The sequence below is a fragment of the Lutispora sp. QWL-02 genome (assembly GCF_058315355.1).
Genome location: NZ_CM177762.1, coordinates 1,498,334 through 1,524,169, shown reverse-complemented (window position 1 = coordinate 1,524,169; position 25,836 = coordinate 1,498,334). Strand labels below are relative to the sequence as shown.

Annotated in this window: 24 protein-coding genes; 5 read left to right on the top strand and 19 right to left on the bottom strand. The window is 42.0% G+C overall.

What is annotated here, in order from left to right; all coding sequences use genetic code 11:
- Window positions 1–17: 17 nt before the first annotated feature.
- The gene (locus tag AC4HCY_RS07030) at window positions 18–1,085 is read right to left on the bottom strand and encodes a mandelate racemase/muconate lactonizing enzyme family protein (protein WP_255229066.1); all 1,068 of its coding nucleotides are present in this window, start codon (window positions 1,083–1,085) and stop codon (window positions 18–20) included.
- Window positions 1,086–1,293: 208 nt separating this feature from the next.
- Between AC4HCY_RS07030 and AC4HCY_RS07025 the strand changes: the two genes are divergently transcribed.
- Complete coding sequence (locus AC4HCY_RS07025; protein ID WP_255229067.1) at window positions 1,294–1,854, top strand: helix-turn-helix domain-containing protein; 561 nt, start codon at window positions 1,294–1,296, stop codon at window positions 1,852–1,854.
- A gap of 171 nt (window positions 1,855–2,025) precedes the next feature.
- Here the strand turns inward: AC4HCY_RS07025 and AC4HCY_RS07020 are convergent, their stop codons facing one another.
- From AC4HCY_RS07020 to AC4HCY_RS07005, 4 genes are all read right to left on the bottom strand, one after another.
- Window positions 2,026–2,655, bottom strand: a complete 630-nt coding sequence (locus AC4HCY_RS07020) for a DUF1847 domain-containing protein (protein WP_491095691.1) — start codon at window positions 2,653–2,655, stop codon at window positions 2,026–2,028.
- Window positions 2,656–2,680: 25 nt separating this feature from the next.
- Window positions 2,681–3,484 carry an ABC transporter ATP-binding protein gene (locus AC4HCY_RS07015; protein ID WP_323431644.1) on the bottom strand — a complete coding sequence of 268 codons (804 nt, stop codon included), beginning with the start codon at window positions 3,482–3,484 and terminating at the stop codon, window positions 2,681–2,683.
- Between the two features lie 56 nt (window positions 3,485–3,540).
- Window positions 3,541–4,386: an ABC transporter permease gene (locus AC4HCY_RS07010; protein ID WP_323431643.1), complete on the bottom strand. Its 846-nt coding sequence runs from the start codon at window positions 4,384–4,386 to the stop codon at window positions 3,541–3,543.
- Between the two features lie 89 nt (window positions 4,387–4,475).
- Window positions 4,476–5,618, bottom strand: coding sequence for an ABC transporter substrate-binding protein (locus tag AC4HCY_RS07005; RefSeq protein WP_491095690.1), 1,143 nt, complete (start codon window positions 5,616–5,618; stop codon window positions 4,476–4,478).
- Between the two features lie 319 nt (window positions 5,619–5,937).
- Here AC4HCY_RS07005 and AC4HCY_RS07000 point away from each other — a divergent pair, with 319 nt between their 5' ends.
- Window positions 5,938–6,351 carry a hypothetical protein gene (locus tag AC4HCY_RS07000; RefSeq protein ID WP_491095689.1) on the top strand — a complete coding sequence of 138 codons (414 nt, stop codon included), beginning with the start codon at window positions 5,938–5,940 and terminating at the stop codon, window positions 6,349–6,351.
- 2 nt (window positions 6,352–6,353) lie between these two features.
- Here the strand turns inward: AC4HCY_RS07000 and aroD are convergent, their stop codons facing one another.
- The 7 genes from aroD to AC4HCY_RS06965 all read right to left on the bottom strand — a co-directional run bounded on the left by aroD (window position 6,354) and on the right by AC4HCY_RS06965 (window position 13,569).
- Window positions 6,354–7,127: a type I 3-dehydroquinate dehydratase gene (gene aroD, locus AC4HCY_RS06995; protein WP_491095688.1), complete on the bottom strand. Its 774-nt coding sequence runs from the start codon at window positions 7,125–7,127 to the stop codon at window positions 6,354–6,356.
- A gap of 23 nt (window positions 7,128–7,150) precedes the next feature.
- Entirely contained in the window at window positions 7,151–8,332 is a 1,182-nt protein-coding gene (locus tag AC4HCY_RS06990) for an NAD(P)-dependent malic enzyme (protein ID WP_491095687.1), read from the bottom strand.
- A gap of 5 nt (window positions 8,333–8,337) precedes the next feature.
- Entirely contained in the window at window positions 8,338–8,895 is a 558-nt protein-coding gene (locus AC4HCY_RS06985; protein WP_491095686.1) for a Fe-S-containing hydro-lyase, read from the bottom strand.
- A gap of 22 nt (window positions 8,896–8,917) precedes the next feature.
- On the bottom strand, window positions 8,918–9,763 hold the full coding sequence (locus tag AC4HCY_RS06980) for a fumarate hydratase (protein ID WP_491095685.1): 846 nt from the start codon (window positions 9,761–9,763) through the stop codon (window positions 8,918–8,920).
- Between the two features lie 117 nt (window positions 9,764–9,880).
- On the bottom strand, window positions 9,881–11,152 hold the full coding sequence (locus tag AC4HCY_RS06975) for a M14 family metallopeptidase (protein ID WP_323431637.1): 1,272 nt from the start codon (window positions 11,150–11,152) through the stop codon (window positions 9,881–9,883).
- Window positions 11,153–11,297: 145 nt separating this feature from the next.
- On the bottom strand, window positions 11,298–12,773 hold the full coding sequence (locus AC4HCY_RS06970; protein ID WP_323431636.1) for a Na+/H+ antiporter NhaC family protein: 1,476 nt from the start codon (window positions 12,771–12,773) through the stop codon (window positions 11,298–11,300).
- 52 nt (window positions 12,774–12,825) lie between these two features.
- Window positions 12,826–13,569: an SDR family NAD(P)-dependent oxidoreductase gene (locus tag AC4HCY_RS06965; protein WP_323431635.1), complete on the bottom strand. Its 744-nt coding sequence runs from the start codon at window positions 13,567–13,569 to the stop codon at window positions 12,826–12,828.
- A gap of 269 nt (window positions 13,570–13,838) precedes the next feature.
- Here AC4HCY_RS06965 and alr point away from each other — a divergent pair, with 269 nt between their 5' ends.
- The 3 genes from alr (at window position 13,839) to AC4HCY_RS06950 (ending at window position 17,220) form a co-directional block, all read left to right on the top strand.
- Entirely contained in the window at window positions 13,839–14,918 is a 1,080-nt protein-coding gene (gene alr, locus AC4HCY_RS06960) for an alanine racemase (RefSeq protein WP_323431634.1), read from the top strand.
- An 86-nt stretch (window positions 14,919–15,004) separates the two neighbouring features.
- Window positions 15,005–15,499 (top strand): DUF8052 family protein, encoded by a 495-nt coding sequence (locus AC4HCY_RS06955; protein ID WP_323431633.1) that lies wholly within the window; start codon window positions 15,005–15,007, stop codon window positions 15,497–15,499.
- 86 nt (window positions 15,500–15,585) lie between these two features.
- Window positions 15,586–17,220, top strand: a complete 1,635-nt coding sequence (locus tag AC4HCY_RS06950; protein WP_323431632.1) for a carbon starvation CstA family protein — start codon at window positions 15,586–15,588, stop codon at window positions 17,218–17,220.
- Between the two features lie 41 nt (window positions 17,221–17,261).
- On the opposite strand, the gene AC4HCY_RS06945 is transcribed toward AC4HCY_RS06950, so the two are convergent.
- The 7 genes from AC4HCY_RS06945 to AC4HCY_RS06915 all read right to left on the bottom strand — a co-directional run bounded on the left by AC4HCY_RS06945 (window position 17,262) and on the right by AC4HCY_RS06915 (window position 25,471).
- Window positions 17,262–18,869 (bottom strand): gamma-glutamyltransferase family protein, encoded by a 1,608-nt coding sequence (locus AC4HCY_RS06945; protein WP_491095684.1) that lies wholly within the window; start codon window positions 18,867–18,869, stop codon window positions 17,262–17,264.
- A gap of 80 nt (window positions 18,870–18,949) precedes the next feature.
- A complete protein-coding gene (locus AC4HCY_RS06940) occupies window positions 18,950–19,735 on the bottom strand; it encodes an undecaprenyl-diphosphate phosphatase (RefSeq protein WP_323431630.1) in 786 nt (261 codons plus the stop codon).
- Window positions 19,736–19,893: 158 nt separating this feature from the next.
- Window positions 19,894–21,432, bottom strand: a complete 1,539-nt coding sequence (locus tag AC4HCY_RS06935) for an SH3 domain-containing protein (protein ID WP_491095683.1) — start codon at window positions 21,430–21,432, stop codon at window positions 19,894–19,896.
- A 128-nt stretch (window positions 21,433–21,560) separates the two neighbouring features.
- Entirely contained in the window at window positions 21,561–22,511 is a 951-nt protein-coding gene (locus AC4HCY_RS06930; protein ID WP_491095682.1) for a polyprenyl synthetase family protein, read from the bottom strand.
- Between the two features lie 3 nt (window positions 22,512–22,514).
- Window positions 22,515–23,030: a Gx transporter family protein gene (locus AC4HCY_RS06925; protein ID WP_323431627.1), complete on the bottom strand. Its 516-nt coding sequence runs from the start codon at window positions 23,028–23,030 to the stop codon at window positions 22,515–22,517.
- Between the two features lie 11 nt (window positions 23,031–23,041).
- Window positions 23,042–23,431 (bottom strand): NusG domain II-containing protein, encoded by a 390-nt coding sequence (locus AC4HCY_RS06920; protein ID WP_491096091.1) that lies wholly within the window; start codon window positions 23,429–23,431, stop codon window positions 23,042–23,044.
- Between the two features lie 270 nt (window positions 23,432–23,701).
- Window positions 23,702–25,471: an FAD-dependent oxidoreductase gene (locus tag AC4HCY_RS06915; RefSeq protein WP_491095681.1), complete on the bottom strand. Its 1,770-nt coding sequence runs from the start codon at window positions 25,469–25,471 to the stop codon at window positions 23,702–23,704.
- Window positions 25,472–25,836: the final 365 nt, after the last annotated feature.

Here is a 25,836-nt window from a genome sequence, read left to right as displayed (position 1 = left end):
TTCCTCCTTTAATATTATCACATATTTACTTCTATCCCTAATCCGGGTTTATCTAGTAATGTCAGTATATCGCAGTCCCTTTCAAATCCGCCTTTTATTAATTCTGATTCCTGACAATACATAAAAGTATCCAAATCTGCTTCTGTTATATTTCTTTTTGCTGCAACCAAGCTTGCTGCCGCTGTTATCGCAATTCTTGCTTCAAGCATGCAGCCTACCATGCAATTGATGCCTGCGGCTTCTGCAACAGCATTTATTTTTTCTGCTTTATAAAGCCCACAGCTTTTCATCAGTTTTATGTTCAGCAGATCCGCGGATTGGGTTTTAACGGCTTTCAATGCATCAACATGATCATGTATAGCTTCGTCAAGCATAACCTTTACAGAGGTTCTTTTCCTTATAATAGCTGCACCTTCTATATTCCAATAGGGCAAAGCCTGTTCTATAGCATCTACCTTGTATTCCTCAAGTGCCTGAGATACTCGTATAGCGTCATTAACATTCCAGCCTTGATTGGCATCCATTCTAAGTCTTATCTTGTATCCTACAGCTTCTCTTATAAGTCTTATAACTTCTATGTCATTTTCCGGTGATATTCCTGCCTTTATCTTTAGTATTCGAAAGCCTTCTGATACCCTTTGTTTTGCCTCTTCTGCCATTTCTTCCGGTGATGCTATTCCAATGGTCATATCTGTCTGAACCTTATTGTCAAAGCCTCCAAGTATTTTGTAAAGAGGGGCATTCATAACCTTACCTTTGATATCATGAAGAGCGATGTCTATGGCGGCTTTAGCAGCGGTATTTCCTATTATTGTCCTATCCATGATGTAATGTATTCTCTCAATAGCCAAGGGGTCTTGTCCAATCAAAAGACCTTTGAAAGTTTCCAGAGTAAATAAAACTGTATCAAGACTTTCTCCCGTAACCGGTGAAAACGGTGCCCCTTCTCCATATCCGCAATAGCCTTCGTCTGTTGAAATTTTTACTATTACTGTTTCACAATATTCTACAACTCCTAAGGCTACTACAAATGGTTTTTTCAGTTTGACTTTAATTTTTTCATACTTCAGGTCTATGATTTTCACGCTAATTCCTCCTTGTTTTTATGCACACTAAAATATATGCTAATAATTTTATTTTTAATAATATTTTAATATATACAAAATTATTAGTCAATACAATATATTTTTAGTATTTATTAAAAAATGCAAAAGAATCTGTACAATGCTATGGAAAAATTATATGATATAATGTAATCTATAAAATAAGATTTACTTTCAAAGGAGATTTTTCATGTTAGGCGAAAATATAAGAAATATAAGAAAATCAAATAATATGACAATAAGCGAACTGGCAGAATTGACCGGATTATCAGTAGGATATATCTCTCAACTGGAAAGAAATCTTATTGAACCGTCACTTTCTTCTCTAAGGAAGGTTGCAAAGGCTTTGGAGGTTCCTACTTATATTTTCATGGAAGATGACTGTAATGCTGATGTTCTAACAAAAATGAACAACAGACTTATAATGAGTTTTCCTAAAAGCCCTGTTATATACGAGCTGATTTCACCGCTTCCCACCAATACATTTAATCCTTCTATGCTGGGTATGTTTTTTGAAGTTAAACCACACAAGGCTGACACAGAAGATTTTATAACGCATACCTCTGAAGAACTAATAATAATCCTTGAAGGCGAAGCCGATATAATATTAGGCAGTGAAACCTTTAATCTGAGCCCCGGCGATTCATTATATATTCAAAAAAGCGTGCCCCATAAAATAATAAACAGCAAAAACGTACCGATAAAAGGTCTTTCCGTAGTATCTCCCCCAATGTATCCAAAGCAGAAGTAGAAATATAAATTCATATCTGATGCGGGAGATTCATCATTGATGGTAGATATAATACCACTGACATATTCCCCACTGCACTTGGCACGATATGCTTGTGCTGTGAGATTAGCGATTTCAGTCAGAGGAATCACATAGAGCAATAAAAGCTGAGAATTTCTTCTCAGCTTCATCTTATTTATCTCCATACAGCTTCTTCTTGTAATAGCCCTGAGCCATATAAATTGCTGCCAAAGGATTGTGTCCTGTTACTCTGTCTTTAACTCCAAGAGTGGTTATAGGGGCTTCAAGATATTTCATCACCAATGTATCATGACCTACACACAACCCTAATATAACATTGAGGTCTGTCTTTTGGTCATTGAGCAGAAGAGCTTGTCCGATGGGATTGCACATTATTTCGTCGCAATCTCCTTGTATTTTATCTTCATCCTTGATTCCAATGAAATCCTTTCTTAAGCCGCCATTTTTGCAAAGGACAGAAACCACTTCAAAATCATGATGCTCTAAAATGTTTTGAAATTCTCTGGTTTCCCTTGCCAAGCCTAAGCAAAAAGCCAAGCCTATCTTATGATATCCGCATTTTTTTGCAAAGAGAATGATTTCTTCTACCCTAGTCATATTCCCATATCCGTGAGCTTCTACCAAGGCAGCATTATATGCAATTTTATGATTTTCTTCCTCTAGATATAGCTTTTCAGCTTGCTCTTGAATTTGGCTGCTGTCATTAGGACAAACAGGCAGCGATTTTTCAAGCTCTCCTTTAGAACAGCCCTGCAAAACGCATTTTGCACAATTATACATAATATCACCCTTATCTTTTATAATTTTAAAAATCTTGCATCTCTATTTTATAATTGCTACCCTTATTGATCTCATCATCCAGCATATTTAATATTTCATTTGACATGGCTCCATATAGAACATTGCTGCGATCTCTTGGTCTCGGCATATCTACATCTATAACTTTTTTTATTGTCCCCGGTCTGCTGGACATAACGATGATTTTATCCGCCAAGTAAATAGCTTCATCAACACTATGGGTTACAAATAGTATAGTTTTGCGGTTATCCCTCCAAATCCGGAGCAGTTCTCTTTGCATAAGTATACGGGTGTGGGCATCCAGCGCACCAAAGGGTTCATCCATGAGCAGCACCTTCGGATCATTGGCTAAGGCTCTGGCTATTGCAACTCTTTGCTGCATGCCTCCGGATAATTCGAAAGGATAGGCATTGCGGAATTCTCCCATTCCTATGATGTTTAAAAATTTCTCTGCCGCTTCTTTTTTTATTGCATTTGATTCCTTTCTGAATTCCAATCCCAATACTATATTATCCTCCACGGTTCTCCAGGGCAATAACGAATACTGCTGGAATATCATACCAATGTCACGGGTAGGCTCCTTTAATTCCTTCCCATAAAAAAATACTTTACCGGTAGTCGCTGCTTCCAAGCCTGCAATTATCCGCAGAAGCGTAGATTTTCCGCAGCCTGATGGCCCTACGATACATACAAAATCATTTTCCTTTATATCAATTGTCGTGCTGCCCAGTGCGTGTACAACTTTGTCTTTTTCCGAAACATATTTCTTGCTCAGATTTTCTATTCTTAAACAATTGCTTGCAATATTCATATCATATTCTCCTTGAATCCCTCTATCATCCATATTTTAAAATCAACTGATATTATCTATCGGTCAATCTTTGTTTCTCTTTGCCAGATGAACCTCTTCTTCCCGGCGAGGCGGATGCTGAAATCAAGCAAAGAACCTATCAGCCCGATGCTGATCATACCGACCATAACTAAATCAATTTTGGCCAACTCATAGGCATGGGTTATGAGATAGCCTACTCCCGATATGCTTCCCGGCATCATTTCTGCGGATACAAGGCTAGTCCATGCACTGCCCAAGCCTATGCGCATCCCGTTCATAATGGTAGGTCCCGCTGCAGGTATCAAAATTTTAAAGAATATATTCGATTCTGTAGCTCCTAAAACACGAGCAGACTCTATCAATGTATTAGGCACCTGTGATATGCCGTGAATACAACTGGTTATAACCGGGAAGAAAGTACCGAGAAAAATAATAAACATCATCGACAGCTTGAAGTTGCTCAGATATATATACCAGGTCCCTTGATTTAGCCCTAAAATAGTCGCAAAGCTCGTTATCCCGAACCATGCCAATACCAGAGGTACCCATGCAATGGGCGGAATGGGCCTGAATAGTCCTATTACGGGATTTGCCAATTGGTATGCCGTCTTGCTGTATCCCATGATAATACCCAAGGGAAGAGCAATCAGCAAAGCTGCTATATATCCCAGCATGACCCGGATAAGACTGATTACGATGTTTACAGCAAGGGAGCCTAAACCTATCACGTTTTCCGTAGGTGCGAGAAAATGTTTGAGCACCGAACCAAGCTGCGGCAGGATTAAACGGTTATCTATAGCCTTTGCCCCAAACGTCCATAGCAGCAGAACTATAGCCGGACCTATAAGAGATTTCCCTGTTGATAATATAAATTTTTTCAATTATATCTCTCCATTTATAAGAAAAAATTCTGAATCAAAATATGCTCAGAACTTTTTCTGTTATTGTATAGATATTGCCTTTGATGCAGCTAATTATTTAAAAAGGTGAAATTATAAAACTCTTTTTTAACTTCTACAAAATCTCTTTCTTTTAAATCTCCGTCAAGTTTATCCAATTGCTTCAGCAAATCGTAATAAAGGTCGACTCCCTCCAGCCATTTATCAGAAACTTGAGTTGTAAAAACTATAGAGGCGGATTTGACCGCATCCTCAGATACTCCGATTATTTCTGAAAGCAAAGCCGATGTTTCTTCTTTGTTTTCTCCCATCCATTTTGCAGTGTTAGTGAACAAATCAACAAGAGCGTCAAAAACTTCAGGATGCTTGGATATCACTTCTCCCCGGGCAGCCAGCACACAGCAGGGAAAGTCATACCATTGTCCTTCGGGGGGAAATTCATTCAGCTTCAGAGCGATGGAGCCGATCCCTTCTGCTTCTGCAGCTTCCGGATAATGTGAGGGAGCCACCCATGCATCGACCAGATTGCCGGTGAAGGCGGAAAGCAGGTTTTTCGACCCTTTCAGGTCGACCAACAGCACATCGGCACTGTTATCATTGGGGTCTTCCGTGACTTTTAGATTTGCTTGTCTGAGGGATGTTTCTATTACGACTCTCGGCGCGCTTGTAGGAGAGTGGTAGCCGATTTTTACGGGATTCCCAGACTTTTTTATGTACTCAGCCACTTGATTCCAGCCCTTTATCTCACTTCCCGAAGGAAATACCAAACCTATTCCGTCTACGTGAATGGGGCATAAGACTTGGACATCCGTACCCTGATCCTTTGCCGACATCATACCTGTTACAGAGTTCACTGCACAGTCCAGCTGCTTTTGTCCCAGCATGACCGCGGATTCAGAGCTTCCTTTGGTTAATATGGTATTTATTACGGCAAGCTTTTTCCCATCTTTATAAAGCTCATATTGCTCCTTTTCAACGATAGGTTTTAACCATATTCCGGTATCTTTAAATCCCTCTCCCTTAGAAGCTGCTGTCAACATGATGCCCGCATGCAAATCAAAGCCCCAGGCCATATTTATAACCGTTGTCTCAGCTTCACCCGGTTTTTTTGTCCCTGAAGCGGCTGCTTCCTGTTTTGCATTGCTGTTGCATGCAGTAGTAAACACCAAAGATACGATTAAAACCAATAGAAACATACTCTTTCTTTTACTCATAATATTCTTCCTCCTTACTGCAGTAACTTCAACAAATGAAATTGAGCAAAAATGCTGTTTTAACATACTGCCATATACATTTAATACTATAGAAGCTGCCAAATTTAAGCAAATTGAATTTTTCTATGCTTTAAATCCTTAATATACAAATTATGAATAGCATTTTGAGTATTGTTTATCTATAAATATAAATATAAATTTCAATAATAGCTTGTTTTTTATGTAAAATTATTCCAGTATTGGATATAATGATAATATAAGGAGAAGGAATAATTATAGAGGCGTAATAATATAGAGGATTATAAGGGAGGTATTAAATATGCTCAAGCACATCCTCATTATAGTATTGAGCTTAACTTTTATTATTGCCAGCTTTGTATATATCATAAAAAATTACTTGATGGGCTTCAAAGGGAGTGACAGCGGCTTCAAAAACTTTATGGTCTATATTCCAATAGTTGCTGCTGAGATATGTTTTATCACGTCTGCGATCACCGGATACATTGCATTGAATTTATACAATCACATAAGACATGAGATCAATATTCCGGCTGAGGAATTGGAAATGCTGAAGCACTCATTGGCCCATAGAACAAATGAAGCTTCTATTATACTTATTGCAGGGTTCATATGTGTTTGCATATCAAGGTTTGCTTTTAAACACATACAAAAGGAGATTCAAAAAGAGCTGGAAAAGCCGAAGAAGCTTTGGAATTTGGATAAATATCAATGATGTTATAATCTTTTCATCAAAGCATCAATAAACTTCCTCATTTCTCCTATTGGCATTTGTCCCGGTGCTGATGCATTCACTCCCGAAGCAAAAGTCATATCGGAGCCGAACATCCATCCTGCCAATCGTGCAAGGGTGCCAGCAGGCCCCATGGATATAGCAATAACGGGGCTTGATATTTCTTTTCTTGCTTTATGGGTTGCATTGAAAAGCTGCAAAACATCTCCTTGCTCCTTAGCCATGACTGCTATTTTACCTATGTCTCCGCCTGAATCTATTTCTTCTTTTATCTTGTCTATCATAAATTCCTCGGAAGGGGTCTCTGCAAAATTATGATAGGACAGGATCAATTTTACTCCGGTCTTCACCGCCAAGGCTTTTATTGGTTCAATATTATCCTTCCCAAAAGAAAGCTCCACATCAATGACATCGATGCATCCCGATAATATTGCATTTTTATAAAGTTCCGCTCTTATTTCGTCTTCAATCCTTCTGAATCCGCCTTCGCTATGGCTTCTGCAAGTGAATATTGCAGGGATTTCTCCCGCTTTAGCCCGGAGGCACCTTAATATATTATAGACCTTAGAATGATCCATATATTTTTCGAAATAATCTGCGCGCCATTCAATCATATCGGGAGATAAGCTTATCACTTCATCGATTTCACTCATAAGGTCTGTTTCACCCACGGATGTCAAGGGTATGCAAATAAGAGGCTTATCGCCTCCCAGCACTTTATTCTTGAGCGCAATAGGCTTTAGAGCTTCTGTTCTCATGCTTATCCCTCCACTGTATAACTCTATTTGCTGGCTCTTGCAGTTCCTGTATCCCTGGCAGCCTGGGCCACTGCCTTTGCAACTGCCTGCACCACTCTCTCGTCAAAGGGCTTTGGTATTACATATTCTAAGCTAAGTTCTTCATCGGAGACAAGTCCTGCCACGGCATATGCAGCAGCCAGCTTCATCTCTTCATTTATCCCGGCTGCCCTTACATCAAAAGCACCCTTGAATATTCCGGGAAAAGCCAGGACATTATTTATCTGATTGGGATAATCCGATCTGCCGGTCCCCACTACAGTTGCACCCGCTTTTTTAGCAAGCTCCGGCTCAATTTCCGGTACCGGATTTGCCATCGCAAATATTATCGCATCCTTATTCATGGACCTTACCATCTCTTCTGTAACAATGTTTGCGGCTGATACTCCGATAAACACATCAGCTCCGGCAAGGGCATCGGCAAGGCTTCCCGATTTCCTTTCCTTATTGGTGACTTCTGCAATCTCTTCTTTTGCCCAGTTCATGCCGGTTTTTCTTCCTTTATATACTATACCGCTTCTATCACAGAGCAGCAAGTCCGCGACTCCCACATTCAGTATCATTTTAGCGATGGCAATGCCGGCAGCCCCCGTGCCGTTTATGACGACCACCAGATCCTTCATCCGCTTTTTGCTTATCCTCAGAGCGTTCATGAGGGCGGCTAATGTGACAACGGCGGTTCCATGCTGGTCATCATGGAAAACAGGGATCGACATTTTCTCCTTTAATATTCGTTCAATCTCAAAGCATCTCGGAGCTGAAATATCTTCAAGGTTTATTCCCCCGAAGGATGGTTCTATCAGCAGTATGGTGTTGACTATCTCATCAACGTCAGTAGTATTCAGGCATATGGGAAATGCATCCACACCGCCGAATTCTTTAAACAGCGCTGCTTTTCCCTCCATTACGGGGAGCGCCGCATAGGGGCCTATGTCTCCCAAGCCCAAAACAGCAGTGCCGTCGCACACTATCGCCACCATATTGCCCTTTGAGGTATATTCATAAACCTTATCCGCATCATTATTTATTTCCTTGCACGGTTCGGCCACTCCGGGAGTATACGCCAGGCTCAGAGATGACCTATCCTTTATGGGAACCTTGCTTTTTACTTCCAGCTTGCCCTTATTATCTCTATGGAGCTTCAATGCTTCTTCTCTTATCCACATATTATCTACCTGCCTTGCCTTTCATAGTTTTTTCTTCCCGATTTATATATATCTGTTCCCTCAGCATCTATTGCTACCGTAACGGGAAAGTTTTCAACCTTCAATCTATATACGGCTTCCGGCCCCAACTCGGGAAAGGCTATGACTTCGGCCTCCTTTACGGCCTCAGCCAAAAGCGCTCCGGCTCCGCCTACGGCTGCAAAATATACTGCCCTGTTACTGATAATCGAATCTATGACCTCCCGGTTCCTCTCGCCTTTCCCTATCATGCCCTTCAAGCCTCTTTCCAGCAGGGCATCGGTATGGACATCCATCCTTCCGCTTGTGGTAGGTCCGGCAGAGCCTATGACCTCATCAGGCCTGGCCGGGCACGGGCCTACGTAGTATATGACCTGGCCTTTAAGGTCCAGGGGAAGCTCTTCACCTCTATCCATCATATCGATCAATCTTTTGTGGGCCGCATCTCTGGCAGTATATATGATGCCGGTCAGCATAACCCTGTCGCCGGCCTTTAATCCATCAACCTCATCATCAGTCAAAGGGGTATTAATAAACTTGGTCATCCTTGTTACCTCCCGCATATCGCTATATCACTGCTTCTTTATGCCTTGCAGCATGGCACTGGATATTCACTGCCACAGGCAAGCTGGCTATATGGGCAGGAAAGGTTTCTATATGCACAGCCAAAGCGGTGATCCTTCCCCCAAAACCTTGAGGGCCGATCCCCAGATCGTTTATCTCCTCAAGCAGCTCCATTTCCAATTCTGCTGTCTGAGGGTGGGAGCTGTGTTCTCCTATCGTGCGCAAAAGCGCTTTCTTGGCTATCAAAGCAGCCTTTTCCATAGTTCCTCCTATGCCCACTCCCACTATTATCGGCGGGCAGGGGTTGGGACCTGCTTTATCCACCGTGTCCAGGACAAAACGCTTTATGCACCCGATTCCGTCAGAGGGCTTTAACATGGCCAGAGCGCTCATATTTTCACTGCCTCCGCCCTTTGGAGCCATTATGATCCTTACCCTATCCCCTTTTACAATGGAGGTATGGATTATTGCAGGTGTGTTGTCTCCCGTGTTTTTCCTTGATAAAAAGGGCTCATCGACACAGGATTTTCTCAGGTATCCTGCTTTGTATCCCCGCCTGACCCCCTCGTTTATGGCTTCGTTTATATCCCCGCCTGTAAGCCTCACATCCTGGCCTATTTCTATGAAAATTACCGCCAGCCCGGTATCCTGGCATATGGGAACCTGTTTGCTGCGTGCAATTTCCTGGTTTTTTAAAATGTCTTGGAGTGCTTCTCTGCCTAAAGGAGACTCCTCTTTTGCCACTGCATCCTGCAGTGCCTTCTTCACATCATCCGGAAGATAATAGTTGGAATCTATGCATAATCTTTCTACAGCATTCATAATTATTTCAACGCTTATTTCTCTCATTTGCATCTCTCACCTCAGCATATATAGCATTAACAGTTGATATCATATATCTATTATATATGATCAGAGATTTAAATTATATATAATTATACAAAAAACCGCTGGATGATCCAACGGTTATTGTATTACTGAGGCTAAAAGCAGCAAGCCTTCATTGTCGCGATAAATTGTCGGGAACTGGGAGATGGGCAGCGGGTTTATACCTCTACCTACCTCTATGGTGTATCCGGGTCTTCTATAATCCTGTATGAACCAATCCTTATAGCCTGCATAAGATGCTATGCCTGTGGTTTGATCCAGTGCATAGCCGCTGGCACTGGATAATGCCCGGCCGATCCTCAATGCTTCCGGCGGAGCCAAATTCATGAAATTCCAATAGATTACCTCACCTTGGCTATGGTATGCCAATACAAGTCTGGGGTCAATCGCTAATGTAAAGTCTCTTACCGCTCGCGTTTCCGGTTCCGAAAACGGTTCCGGGCCGGAATACCTGGTCGGTCCTGGCCCATATACCCCGTACAGTGGCTCAGCGTCCTTTGATTGCTGCCAGGCCGCATCATAGTTGTGATTCAGATCCACTCCCCTTATATTTGCCTGCCAAACCTGAGAAAAAGGCCTTCCTGTATTGTTCCATTGAAGCAATTGGTTATAATAGGGGTTATCTCTCTGCAATCCGTTCAGCACCAGATCTACTCCATCGGGATTGACCATTGGCAGGATGTATATGGTGCTCCTGTCAAACAGCCTCCTTATATCATAGCCTCTTATGGCACGGCCTTCCGCATAAGCTTTGCCATAGTTTTCAACAAACTTCATCAGCAGAGGAGTTGTGATCCATTCCAAAGCGTGGTGGGCCCCATTATAAAATACTTTATTGGGTCCGTTGCCAAGCTTTATATAGTACAGCTCCTTGCCAAGAACGCTTTGCCCTGCTGAGCCTGTCTCTATAAAGGGATATAACCGCTTTAGTCCTGTTATGTCCCTTTCAAGTATATCATAGGTATAGTCTATACGGGTGTCCACCACATCAAGCCATGGCACCAGAATTCTTCTTCCAATTTGGATGCTTTCCGGTATCAGCCCCGGATTTGCGGCCAGTATTCTGTCAACACTGGTTCCGTAGTTAAGTGCGATGCGGTATAAGGTATCGCCGGGCCTTATGGTATATACGGAATAGCCCATAAGCAAAGGCTCCATCACACGGAAGGTCATAGGGCCGACTATCCCGTCAGGTGTAAGACCGTAGGCTCTCTGGAAGGCCATTACGGCAGTTGCTGTTCCATAGCCGAATATGCCATCTATTGCGCCGGTATAGTATCCCAATCTTTGGAGCAAGGATTGAACTTCCTTCACATCTGTGCCGCGGGAACCTATTCTCAATGTTCTCAAAGTATCACCTCACAAAAACTGCATAACTATTATCAGTTTATGCAGCATGCAGCTTAATGTGATGTAATTTCTTCTCAATAAAATGCTGCATAAAATGTTATTGCCATTTTATGCAGCACGGGTAATTTATGAGATTTTATAGATATTATCCTTGAACATTCCTTGTTTTTGCAGGGGTTGATTTTCCCTTCAACCTTACCTGAGGTTCTGATGGCAGCTTGAACAAGGGTATAAACCTATCCCATCCGGTTATGGTCAATAGTAAAATAGAGAATACGGCTACAAATGCCATAAAATTATATTTCATAATATCAAAAGGAGTAAATGCATGAAGCGGATATACAGCCATACATACTGCTACATAGAATCCCATATAGCAGTGCCATGGAACCAGCTGAGAGCCGAAAACACCCATAGCATCCGAGAATGTTGAGTTTCTGAGCCTTAATTTATACATGTCCTCTTCACTTGCTTCTACATTTTCATCCGTCATTTCTTTTATTATCGGCCCTATGGTTACAATCTGTGCCATTTCGTCAGCCAGTGCAGCATTACCTATCAAGCACATGATTCCATTGTAGAACATCAGTTGCTTTACGTTTCTGGAGATTTTCAGCACGAAATTTGATATAGGTTCAAAAGCTTTAATGCTTCTCATTATACCTCCAAAAGCACCTATCCAAAGCATCATTACTACCGACCAGCTTCCTGCACTTTCAAAGCCTGCCTGCACCAATTCCAGGAAGCTGCTTATGGACTCCACAGTGCCTGCGAATAGACCAAATATCAGCGCTGATACAATACCTGTACCAAGACATATCATTGTAGGAACGCCTTTGAAGGCAACAGCAATTACAATTATCATGGGAATGACCATATAATACGGCACTCCTGATCTTACCTGCTCCAATAATGTTACAGCTGCAGGTCTTACTTCTGCCAATCTTTCAAATACATCCGGTGTTATTTGATTTATGGCTTCCGCTGCGCTGCCTACTTCCGAAGGCAGTCCCATGGTTAGGCCTACTACATAAAAGAGAATTCCGGCAATCACCAAACAAGCAGCAGACCATACTCCCTGATGTCTGACTCTGTCAGTAACATTAACTTTTTGCAATCCGGAGCTTACTACAGTTGTATCGGATATCAGTCCGATATTGTCTCCGAAGCATGAGCCGCCGGCGATTGCAGCAACTGTAAGCAATACATTGCCTCCCACTATATGATTCAGCCATAGAAATACAGGCGCACAGGATGCAAAGGTGCCCCAGGAAGTACCCGTCGCAATTGATAAGAAAGCAGTAACCATAAATCCGACAACAGCCACGGATTTAGCCGTTACTCCAAGCTTCAACGATATAATAATTATAGAGGCTCCTACTCCTGTAGCCATAAAGGTCTCTGCCACCGCATAAGCAAACATCAATATGAAAAATACCACAATCATTTCCTTTACGGCAGTAAAACCATTTTCCATTATTTCATCATATTTATGCTTTTCTGTTATAGCGGCTACAACTGCTGCATAAATTGTGGCCAATGGTGCCGCCATAACCAGGTCCATTCCTGAAATCATCAAACCTGCCAGTAGAAAAATAGGAGTAATCTTAAAAAATGCCATTTTATAACCTCCTCATTATTGATAATAATTTCGGTATCATTGCAATTACTTTTTAGGCAGTTTCTCCGCCATCAATAGGTATGTGTTGACCGGTAATATAGCTTGCTTCATCTGATGCCAGGAATACAAACAATGCCGCTACCTCTTCAGGAGTAGCATGCCTCTTCATAGGGATTCCCTGATTTACTTTCTCAAGCATTTCTTCCGTATATTCCGCCTTCTGCATAGGAGTCAGAACATATCCGGGGCATATGGAGTTTACTCTGATATAAGGCGCATATTCTAATGCCAGGGTCCTTCCCAGGAGTATGACACCTGCCTTTGAAGCATTATAATCTCCATAATAAGGATGAGCCTCCATGCCATTGGTCGATGCGGTAAACAAAACTACGCCGGATTTTTGCTTTTCCATCCTGCTGAGCGCTTCCTTGGAGCAAAGAAACATTCCGCCGAGATTGATGCCCATGACCTTTGACCACTGTTCAAAGTCTGTGTCTTTCACAAGATTTCTCACGCTTATTCCCGCATTGGATATCAGCACGTCTATGCCGCCGATGATTTCATCCACCTTTAAAAATCCTTCCTTTACGCTTGCAGGATCGCTTACATCGACTCTCACTCCTCCTGTTAAGTCCGGGTTGTCTTTCAAAACCTTTTTTAAAGCGTCTTCATTCCAATCGAATATGACAACTTTTGCTCCCTCTTTGGCAAAACGTTTGGCGGTCGCAAAGCCTATGCCGCTTGCTCCACCGGTGACTACAACCCTTTTCCCTTGAAATTCATCATACTTAGCCATTATTATCCCCCTTTCTTAACTTTATTTAGTTTAAGATGTTGCATAAAGTATGCCAAATCTATTGCATCATAATCATCAGCATTTTTAAGGCTTTGCAGGCTGTTCTTGTTGAATATTTCACAAATTCATGCCATATATGGCAAACTATTTGTCATACAATTCATAATTTATGCAATATTCCCGTCCAGTCCTTTGCTTAATGCATCTATATACGTTGGCATGATGATTGCAAAGATAATATATATTTATTGATACAGGAGGAAATAAACATGAATGATCATTCTCGCCCAACATGGATGGAAATAAATCTGGACAATCTTGCATATAACTGCAGAGAAATCAGGAAGCTGGTAAGACCCGAGACCATGATAATGGGGATAGTAAAAGGAAATGCCCAGGGACACGGAGCAGTAAAGGCAGGGGAAGCAATGCTGAAAAACGGCATTGACCGGTTTGGGGTAGCTATGTTATCGGAGGCTGTCGAGCTCAGAAAAGCATATAAGGGAGTCCCCATCCTGATACTTGGCTATACGCCGGCATACCAGGCCGGAGAAGTGATAGAAAATGAGATAGCTCAGACAATCTATTCCTACGAGTCGGCAGAAGCTTTTTCCAGGGCAGCAGCGAGTCTGGGGAAAACTGTGATATTCCACATCAAGCTTGACACCGGGATGAACAGGATCGGCATAAAGGCCGGCGAAGAAGCCATCGATGAAATAATCCGCATATCAAAGCTTCCCAATATATTCATAGAGGGCATATTTACACATTTCGCCGTTGCAGATGAAGACCGGGCCTTCACATATAAGCAGGCGGAAAGATTTGATCATGTGGTGGAAGGTTTAAAAGGAAGAGGCTTGGAAATCCCCATAAAGCATGTGTCAAATAGTGCTGCCATAATGGATATGCCTGAATTGAACTATGATATGGTAAGGGCGGGCAGAATCCTTTTAGGCTATTGCCTTGAGCATGAGGCCAAAAAAAATAATATACGATTAAAAAGGGTAATGTCTTTATATACTGAGATATGCCATGTCAAAGAAATAGAGGCAGGAGAAGGTATAAGCTACGGCTTAAAATATAAAGCCGGCGAGAGGACAAAAGTGGCTACTCTTCCCATAGGGTATGGAGACGGGTTCGCCGGAACAGGAAGGATATTGATTTTGGTAAAGGGTTATCCCGTAAAAGTGATAGGAAGGATAACCATGGATATGACTATGGTGGATGTATCGGGGATTGATGCTGCAGTCGGCGACAAGGTAGAAATATGTCCGGAGCAATGGGAGGATTTTATGACTTTGGATATATTGATGTGGATCAGCCCCAGGATACCCCGAGAATATATTTGATCATGATCATATCAATAAAAGGAGGAATTTCGAAAGAAATGGAGAAAATTTATGTAAGAGCATAATAATGTCTGGAGATGTATTAAATGGATATGATATCGTATATTGGAAATTTGTGCGAAAGGTATAGCATATATTATAATATCAGTAGAGATGTGATTGTTCTGAATGAATCTATCGATATTATGGCTAAATTCAAAGATGTGCACGGAAGGACCTTCCTTGGGGCGAAGGATGTGATAGATTCATATGAAATCAATGAAATATGCTATGTTAAGCATATAGAAAACATAGATGCCATATCCCTTTCAGATTTCACCGGCTTTCTGAAAAAAGCAGTTGAAAATTATGTTGAACCCAAAAGAGATCATATGTGTACATATATAACAGGCATTGCAGTAACACAAAGCGATATCAAGGATGAAAATATACGAGCTATTGAGAGATTTAAATACAGCAAATCTTATTTATTCTCCCTCCACGGCTGGAGTGAAATCAGACTTTTGGTTATTAACCCCGGCAAAGAGCAAATTATTACTAATAAACCTGGTAAGAAGGTAATCAAGTTCTATAGCTTTTGATTGAGGCTTGAATCAGTTTACCTGATAATATTCTCAACTCCCAATGGAGCTGGGTTTATTATAATAAAATCTTAGGGGGGTATTTTATGAACTCATTAGTACTTCTTTTATTAGGCTTGGCTTTGTTCTTCATCGCTTATGTCAGTTATGGCGCCTTCCTGGCAAAGTCCTGGGGTATCGATCCCTCCAGAAAGACACCTGCCAATGCTTTGAGGGACGATATTGACTACTGTCCTGCCAATCCTAATGTTCTTCTGGGACATCACTTTTCATCCATTGCAGGCGCAGGCCCTATAACCGGACCTATTCTTGCATCTGTATTCGGGTGGCTTCCGGTTTATCTTTGGATAGTGATCGGAAGCATATTCGTAGGCGGTGTCCATGACTGGGGTTCTCTATTTGCATCAATAAGGCACGAAGGGAAATCAATTGGTGAAATAATAAGAGTCAACCTCGGTCAAAAGGGAAAAATGCTTTTCAACATCTTTGCATGGCTGACACTCGTACTTGTAGTAGCAGCATTTACAGACATATGTGCAGGCACCTTTGCTTTCGACCCTGCCAAAGGGGATTTGACCGGAGCGAGGGCTGGTACTGCATCAGTTCTATTTATTTTTTTAGCAATGGGCTTTGGTTATTTTGTTTACAGGAAGGGTGCAAGGCTCAGTGTTTCTTCGGTTATCGGCGTAGCTCTTTTATTCTTCTGCATTTTCCTAGGCTATAGCTTCCCTGTTCTCAAGCTTTCCAAATTGGCTTGGGATGTAATCCTCATAATTTACATCTTTGCCGCATCGACATTGCCCGTATGGCTGCTCCTCCAGCCAAGAGATTATTTATGCTCCTTCTTGCTTTATGCAATGCTGATAGGGGGAGTAATAGGAGTATTTATCGTCAGACCGGAAATAGTCATAGCAGCTTCCAACGGTTTCACAATCGGCGAAGGCAGCAAGGCCCAGTATCTGTTCCCCATGCTGTTTGTAACGGTCGCTTGTGGTGCTATATCAGGCTTCCACTCCCTCGTAGGCTCGGGAACCACATCAAAACAGATAAACAATGAAAAGGATTCAAAGCTCATAGGCTATGGTGGCATGCTTATAGAAGGTCTGGTAGCCATATTGGCATTGATCTCTGTCGCTGCATTTAAGGACGTATCCGGAACACCGGCAATCATATTCTCTTCAGGGATTGCCACTTTTATGAACAGTTTCGGCCTTCCCATTGAAGTAGGAAAAGTATTTGTGATCCTTGCCTTCTCAGCCTTTGCTTTGACCAGTCTTGATACGGCAACCAGAATCGGAAGATATGTTTTCCAGGAATTCTTTGATAAGCCGGATGGAACCGCAGAGAAGGCTGCCGGCTCAAATATGTATGTTGCTACCGCCATCACAGTTGTTGCTTCATGTCTCCTTCTCCTTTACGGCTACTCCAAGATTTGGCCTATTTTCGGATCGGCAAACCAACTCCTGGCCGGGTTATCTTTGCTGGCGCTGACAGTCTGGTTTGCGAACACCGGAAAGAGTTACAAGATGACTATGATACCCATGATATTCATGTTTGCAGTCACATTGTCCGCCCTTGTAATACTCGTTAAAAACTTCTTTGCGGCAGGAAATATTATACTTGGCATCCTTGCCGTTGTCCTGTTCGTGCTGGCTGTATACTTGATCTATACTGCGGCACATACAATGAAAGAAAAAAAGTCCAAGAACTTAAGCGCATAATAAAAATCTGGGGGTTCTTCTATACCCCCAGATTTTTTATCTTACCAAGCTGCTATTGTTCCATCTGTTCTCGGCTCAGTTCCCCCGCAGAGAGTTCCGTTTTCATCTCTCCAGATGATCTGACCTCGTCCCATTAAGTGCGTATCCAGCTGCGGCACAATATCATGCCCCTTAGCTGCTAATTGTAACGCCAAGTGGTTAGGAAATCCGGGCTCAATCTCTATTTTCTTTCCTCCTACCCATTGCCAGCGATAAGCATCTAATGCATCCTGCGGATTCATATTAAAGTCTATTGTGTTCATTATTACTTGAACATGACCTTGTGGCTGCATAAACCCGCCCATTACTCCAAATGGTCCTACGGCCTTATTACCTTTTGTCAGAAACGCAGGAATTATTGTATGATACGGCTTTTTACCCGGCGCCAAAGCATTATCATGACCGGGATCTAATGTGAAGTTATGGCCTCTGTTATGCAAAGCTATTCCTGTGCCAGGTACCACAAGACCTGAGCCAAAGCCCATATAGTTGCTTTGAATCATAGAAACCATATTGCCTTCCTCATCGGCTGTTGCTAAATATACGGTTCCTCCCGATGCCGGCTCTCCCGGTACTGGCATTATTGCTTCTTCTCCGATAAGAGCCCTTCTCCCGTCTGCATATTTTTCGGACAGAAGTTGTTCTGCTGTCACAGACATCATTCTTGGATCCGCAACATATTTCTGACCGTCTACAAAAGCCAGCTTCATAGCTTCAATTTGCTTGTGCAGCGTGTCAGCATTATCCCTATCCTTAAATTCATAGCCTTTTAATATATTTAATGCCATTAAAGCTACAATTCCATGTCCATTCGGAGGTATTTCCCAAACGTTATACCCTCTGTAATTTATGCATATAGGCTCTACCCATTCCGGTTCAAATTCTTCCAAGTCTTCTTTTCTTAAATAACCATTATATTTCCGAGAGAATTCATCGATCTTGTCCGCCAATTCTCCTTTATAAAATGCTTCTGCATTAGTTTCGGCTATTAGCCCCAGTGTTTTGGCATGATCAGATGACCCCCAGGTCTCTCCAAGCTTTGGCGGCCTTCCATTTGGTACAAATGTATCAAACCAATCAGCAAACTCTCCTCCTTTTAATCCGGCTTTAAAGTTTTTATAAGCCTTATCCCACAATTTTGATACATTTGGTGTAAGGGCATATCCTTCCGATGCATATCTGATCGCCGGCGCCAAAACTCCAGCAAGAGGCAGCTTTCCAAACCGTTCTGATAATGCAGCCCACCCCGCCGGTGCTCCCGGTACTGTCACCGGGACCCAACCGTATTTCGGTATTTCCGTAATGCCTTTTTCCTTAAGCTTTTCGATGGATATAGATTTCGGTGCTTTACCGCTGGAGTTAAGTCCATATAATTTACCTTTTGTCCAAACTAAAGCAAAATTATCTCCGCCTATACCGTTGGATGTAGGCTCTACTACCGTCAGACAAGCCGCTGTTGCAATTGCTGCATCAATGGCATTGCCTCCGGCTCTCAGAATCTCCAACCCGGCTTGAGCAGCCATCGGCTGACCTGTAGCCACCATTCCTTTTTTGGCATATACAACATTCCTTCTTGACGGATAGCTATAAACTGAAGAATTAAATTTCATTAGTGTACCTCCCTGTAGTTCTTCAGATAACAAGGGTATAGCTTTAAGCCATACCCTTATTCTGCTTTACATAAAATATTTTAAAAGAATATATGTGTCAAATACTGATCTATCAATATCAATGCGCCTAATGCAAATACATAATAGGAAAAATATCTCATCTTGCCCTTCTTTAATATATTCAGCATATATCTGATGGATATGTATCCGAATATAGCTGCAAATATGAAGCCTGCACCCAGACTCATAGAATCCAGATTTCCTACACCCGCTTCCAGTACGTCCTTCATATCAAATACCGCTGCTCCAAGTATGGCAGGTATCGACAGCAGAAATGAAAATCTGGCTGCAAAATCCCTGTCCATATGCCGGAATAACGCTCCTGATATGGTAAGGCCCGATCTCGATACAGCCGGCAGTATTGCAGCTCCCTGCATAAGACCGACAAAGGCCGCATCCAGGCAGCTGGTTTCTTCCGCATCCTTATAACCGTTTCTCAAGCTATCCGCAAAATACAAGACCAATCCGGTTATAAAAAATTCAAAGCCTAATGTGCTGCCGCTGGCAAACACCTTCTCAAAAAAGTCCTTGAAGGCCACTCCAATAATAGCGGTAGGTACAGTCCCTGCAATCAGCAGCAGTGTAAGCCTTTGGAAGGGTCTTCTCAGTATTGAGACTATATCCTTCCAAAAAACTGCAAATACTGCCGCAAGAGTTCCCAGATGAACCACTATTCCGAAGGTCAGGGATGGCTCAGCCACTCCGAATATCTTTTGAAAAAGCACCAGATGGCCGGAGCTGCTGATAGGCAAAAACTCTGTAATACCTTGTATGATCCCGAGCAATATGGCTTGAATGAAAGTCATTTAGTCAACCCCTCTTCCCTATGATTTTTGTTGTGCTAACTGATAACGATTGCAGAGCTTCGAGACTAAGACTTTGTAAACTTGCATAGGGTGCGTCAAAACTAACAAACTCTAAGTCGCTTCACGATGCATTCTTATATCAGTTAAGACAACTATACCTAATTGAATTTATTGTACAAATCAATCTTTTTTAACAATACTCCTGCAATATAACCTTCTGTTTCTCCGTCCAAAAGTTTCACTTTATACCATCTGTATCCCGATGAAAGGCCTCCGTCGTCGAGTATACGGAGCCTTTCGCCCGCAGCCAGCCTGGTTATCACACCGTCGGAAGAAAGATTGGGGGAGTTCCTCAATTTGCTGCCTTCCACCTTTATAACAGCCTCATCACCTGCGCTCAACTCGTATCCGGTGGTTTGTCTGACAGAAAGCTTATCTCCTAATTCATATATCTTGCCTCTGGCGGGCAGGCCATCGCTGTCAAAGCCATGGGCTGAAATTTTATCCGCAGTAAAATATCCCTTGTTGAAGCCTTCAATATTGTTAAACACTCTTTCTTGATAAGCTCCCTTCCAGGAGGATCCGGGCATATTGACCTTGCTGTATCCGTTGTAAGCCATAACAGCAAAATACCAGTTTTCCAGCACATCCGGATTCATATCCGATACTTTGGGCAAGGCTCCGCCGAAGCTGGAAAGCCATTTATCATAAAGTATCTTAGCCCCGACACGGATATTAAATTCGGCGTCGGTTTTAATCCTTTCAATATCCTCCGGGCCGAAGGTTTCTCCCGTATATTGTATGGCTACAGAACCGTTTATAGGAGTTACCTGCATAATACCGATTCCGCCGTCAAAGGATACGACGGGTTCGCCCCAAACAAACTGCTGTCCCCGGCTTTCTATATATGCAATAGAGCTTATTATCTCATAGGGAATGCCTTCCTCTGCAGATATTTTTTTCAACAGCGTGTCGGTTTCTTCCTTGCTTATGCCATAGTATTTAAAAGGCCCCTCTGAGGCTTTATATGAGTATTTTCCGTCTTCTATAGCAAAGTAAGCCTTTGTGTAGCTTACAGCTTCTCCGGCCGCATCATATGAAACGGACTTTTTCATTATTCTTCCGTCCTCAGTTATTCTAAGCTCGCCTATGTTATAGCCTTGAAGGCCTTCACCCAATACTTCCTTAATTTTATTCTGGCTTACCTCCAATATATACCATCTGTTTATGAAGCCGCTTTCCTTTTCCTTGAAAATAGGTATCATTTCCATTATCCCGTTCTTGTTTATATCTGAATTCAATATGTAGGATATATCCAGCGATTCACCCTTCAGCGGCTTCTTCCAGGATGAAAATAAACGCATTTTTTCCTTCTCCATACCAAACAGCAGGAATTGAACCTCATCAGCATTTTTATCTAAATTTATGAGCAAAGCTTCCTTTTTCCCGTCTCCATTAAAATCCGAAATGGAGCATTGGAATAATCCTTCATATGCTTTGTCACCAATCTTTACATTGATTCCTTTTCCCTTTGCCACTTCTATCTTCAGGTCTGCCGCCCCATCATTATTTAAATCCCGTTCGGCATAAACCTCCGTCTCCTGATTCCATACCTCTGCAGTATTCTCACAAAACATGGGCGTATACAGCATTGCCGATAGTATTGCTGCAAAAGCTGCGAATTTAATTTTTTTCATTTTTACCTCCTCTATACTATCCTTTGATTCCTGCTAATGAGTATTATACCATTTTTAGACGTGTACGGCCTTATAAATGATTCAAAAATTTAAAAGGGGCAGGTGCGAGACCTGCCCATACATAAGTCCTAAAACTTTCTTTCAAGCTGCTTTACTATTATGTCCGTTATGGCATCCTTTCCAAAGCCCTCAGGCAAAGTATCCTTAAGCTTCAGCGCTCTGCTTATATACTTCATCGCAAGGCCTTTGGTCCTATCAAGGCCGCCGCTTACCTTTACACATTCCAGAAGGCTTTCGCCGCCATCTTCTTCTATGGCTTCGATGGCTTTGACGGTGGGTCCCTTATATGAGCTTTGCAAGGAGTATATTATCGGCAATGTGAATATCCCCTGCTTTGCATCGCTGAGCAATGGCTTGCCCACAGTTTTTTCATCACCCGTAAAGTCCAAAATATCATCTACGATTTGAAAGGCCATGCCGATATTGCTTCCGATTTTCGATAGCTTTGAGGTCATTTTTTTATCGCAGCCGGCCTTGTGAGCCCCTACACCGATGCTTAGCGAGAAAAGAGCTGCAGTCTTCCCGCCTATTCTCTTGAGATATTTTCTCACATCCACGGTTTGATCGAATTTTTGTTCATTTTGATCTATCTCGCTGTCGCATATAAAGGCAATCACTTTTGACAGATCCTTCATCATTTCCACCTCAGCCATATCCGCTACCAGCATAAAAGCTCTGGTAAACAGAAAATCTCCGCAATATACTGCGGTGTTTTTACCCAGAGCGGATTGCATGGTTTTAGTGCCTCTCCTTGTCTCTGCGTCATCTACTATGTCATCATGTATCAAGGTGGCCATATGCATTATTTCTATGGAGGTGGCAAGGGGTACGACCGTTTCGCTTTTATAATCGCCGAATGTAGAGCCTATTATAGTAAGAGAAGGCCTAAGCCTTTTGCCTCCGCTTTTTACAAAGTCCTTTAAGGATGCTTCCACCATCTTGCTTCTTGTCTTTAACGTTTTTAAAAGATGCTCCTCAACCTTATTGAGTTCCGTCGCCAAAAAGTCCTTGTTCCCCAAGGTCTATGCACCCCCTATCTTCAGAATCCTCTTTACAGGCTCCACGGTAAATTCAACAGTAAAGCCTATCAAAATTCCTGTTATAACTCCTGATATCAACAGCACCGGGAGATAATAAAAAAGATGAATATTTGATATAACCAGACTTGCAACTCCAATTTGACCTATATTATGAAATACTGCTCCAACGGTGCTTATAGTAGGTATGCTGAAAATATTCTTATGCTTCAGATACATATATGCCATCACAGAGCTGCTCAGAATACCGCCTGCCAAGCTGTAGAGAAAGCTTGAAAGCCCTCCTCCGAAAAGAGAGCTCAGCAATGTCCGCAATACAACTACTATAACAGCCTCCTTGAACCCAAAAAGCATTATGGTAATGAGGCTTATTATATTTGCAAGGCCAAGCTTAACACCCGGCACAGGGACAGGCACAGGTATAGCCCTCTCGATGACATGAAGAACCAAAGCCTGAGATATTAAAATGCTCAATAAAACCATTTTTCTTGTTCTGGTCAAAATAACACTTCCTATTGAGAAACACCATCTACATCGGCCTTTTCATTTCCTTCGATGAATACCTGAACTTTATTGGGCAAGCATACGATGCTCTGACCAACCCTATTGATGACACCGGTTTTCTGACATATTTTATCCGGGCATACTACATCAGATACATAGGCTCCTTTGCTGTCCGCCTTTATATCTATATATCTTCCCTCTTCCAGTTCAATGTGAATCAGCTTTTCACTGCTTAGGTTTCTCATGTCAAGCCTATCATATTCCTTGCCATTTACCGAAATCACTACTGTTTTGTTCCCGGTATCCTTATATAACAGATTCAGTCCAAAATATGATATACCTGCTATCAATACTATCAAAAGCAGCAGTATATCCCCTTTTTTCAACTTCACAATCATCACCGACCTATGTTTCTCTTTATTTAAAGCCTTATATAATTTTATTTTAATATAAGGAAAATTTCAACATTTTCTGTATATTATTCATATATTATCTGAAAAACCCCGTTACCCATTCAACACTAAACTAAACCGCCCTAAGCCCCCGCCCCTATAAGCGGCAGGTTTCAAAGGGCGGTTAAGTCCAGTATGGACTCGGCTAACATTTTGTGAGGGTTCCCATCCCCCACAAAATGAAGTCTCGTTCAAGGCAACGGGATAAAACCAATATCAGTCAAAGTACCAATAGCGTTCTCTTGCAAATTTTGTATTGATCCACCATTTCTTTATCCAGGGTATTACGTAATGATCCAGTCCGAAGGTCCTTCCGGCTCCGCCCATCAATGTTATGGCAGCAAATACATACCAAAGTATGTCATAGCCGGCCATAGCAGATAGCACAAAGTTTGCAGTCAGTCCTATGGATGCTATTGATGCAAGGAAAGTGAAAAGTCCTGCTATCAAAGCCAAACCAATCAGTATTTCCATGATCACTACGGAAGTCTGGAACAGCATTGCATTTGGCGCAACCACCGTGTCCATGAACCACTGATATATTGCCGGCGGAGCCGATAATATCGGTGACGGCCCCGCTGCTGCCTGGGAGGCCGCTGAATTCCCTGCCACTTGTATGATCTTAATATTTCCGGGCTGCAGCCATCCTTCATTGACCTTATTAATGCCTTCAATAAGCCATAGTATGCCTACATATAATCTCAGCGGGATAAGCCACAAGGATTGAGTCCTTTGTGCCAAGTGTCCGCCGACGAAGGATCTGCGGTCTTCCATATGGAAGAATTCATGTCTCAAATAATTCCAGATAAGTCTCAACCCGCCTACACCCCAGAGGTAGTGCATATTTACCAGATGCTTCATCATCATGGCGAAGAAACCGGACATCTGAACTCCCATAACCTCTGCGACACAATAATGGCTGCCTACGGAAACCATAAAGCCATGAGTATTCAGCTGGAATTTTTCTTTTTCCTTCTTTTCAATGTCTGCAATTATGTTCTTAGCTGCACATGCTCCTGTCTGAATTGCAGTCTCAACTATCTGAGGTATGGGTTTCCCGTTTATTTCGTAGTAAGCATTGTCGCCTACAGCATATACATTTTCTTTGTCGACAGTCTGCAGATAATCGTTTACTTGCACTCTGCATCTCTTGCCTTCAGTAAAGCCTGTATCTACGCAAAATGCATTGCCCTGAACACCGCAAGTCCAAATCAGCGTATCGGTTTCCATCCTGGTGCCGTCTTTAAGCTCGATGCCGTCTTCATCAGCTTTGACGATTGCCGCACCTGTAAGAACCTTAACACCCTTTTTCTCCATAAATCTCTTGGCTTTTGCCTGGAGATTCGGCTTTAAAATGGGAAGTATGTTGGGCATAGCTTCAACATTATATAAGGAAACTTCGGATTCGGGAATATCGTGCTGCGCACAGAGAAGCTTTTTCCACTCCATGAGCTCCCCTACGACTTCTACACCTGTAAATCCTGAGCCTGCAACGATTATAGTCAAAAGCTTCTTTCTCTTTTCAGGATCTTTTTCTTCCCTTGCTCTCCTGAATACCTCTTCAATATGCTGTCTGATTTTTAGCGCGTCCTTCAAAGACCAGATGGTAAAAGCATTTTCTTTTACTCCCGGAACACCGAAGAATGCAGGCTCACTGCCCACGCCCAAAACCAGGTAATCGTATTCGTAGCTTGTCCTTTCGGAAACCACCGACTGTTTTTCATGGTCAACCTTTATTACCTCTTCAGTAACCAGCTCGACCTTTGTAGCTTTAAAAACCTGATACAGGTCTACCATAACACTTTCTTTCTGTGTTCTATGTCCTGCAATCTCATGAAGCTCAGTAAGAAGAGTGTGATATGGGTTTCGATCGATCATTGTTATTTTTACGCTGCTATCATTCTTAAATCTTTTGTTTAAAACCTTAGCTGCTTCAACTCCGGCATAACCGGCGCCAAGAATAACAATTTTAGTTTTTGCTTCCATTTTACCCCTCCTAAGGTTAATTCAATAAGAGATGAGACAATCCAAACCCCAATAATTCTAAAGTTAGTATAATGTCCTGGTGCGGATATATGAGATTATAATTCCAAAATATTTTCTGTCCAAATTATATGCAGGAATTTACCATTTTCAGGTTTAAGTCTTTCTCTGTTCTCTTATTACCGGTTCTGCATGTTTGAGAATTATCTAACAACCAGAACCGCAATATCACTTGCCTACTCTACTATAGTATATAATTATTTCCGACATATTTCAATGTATATTTCTTTCAAAACAGAACTTTTTTCTATCCAAAATATATTCATAAGCAAACAAATAATATTCATTTGTCTATTAGCCCATACTAT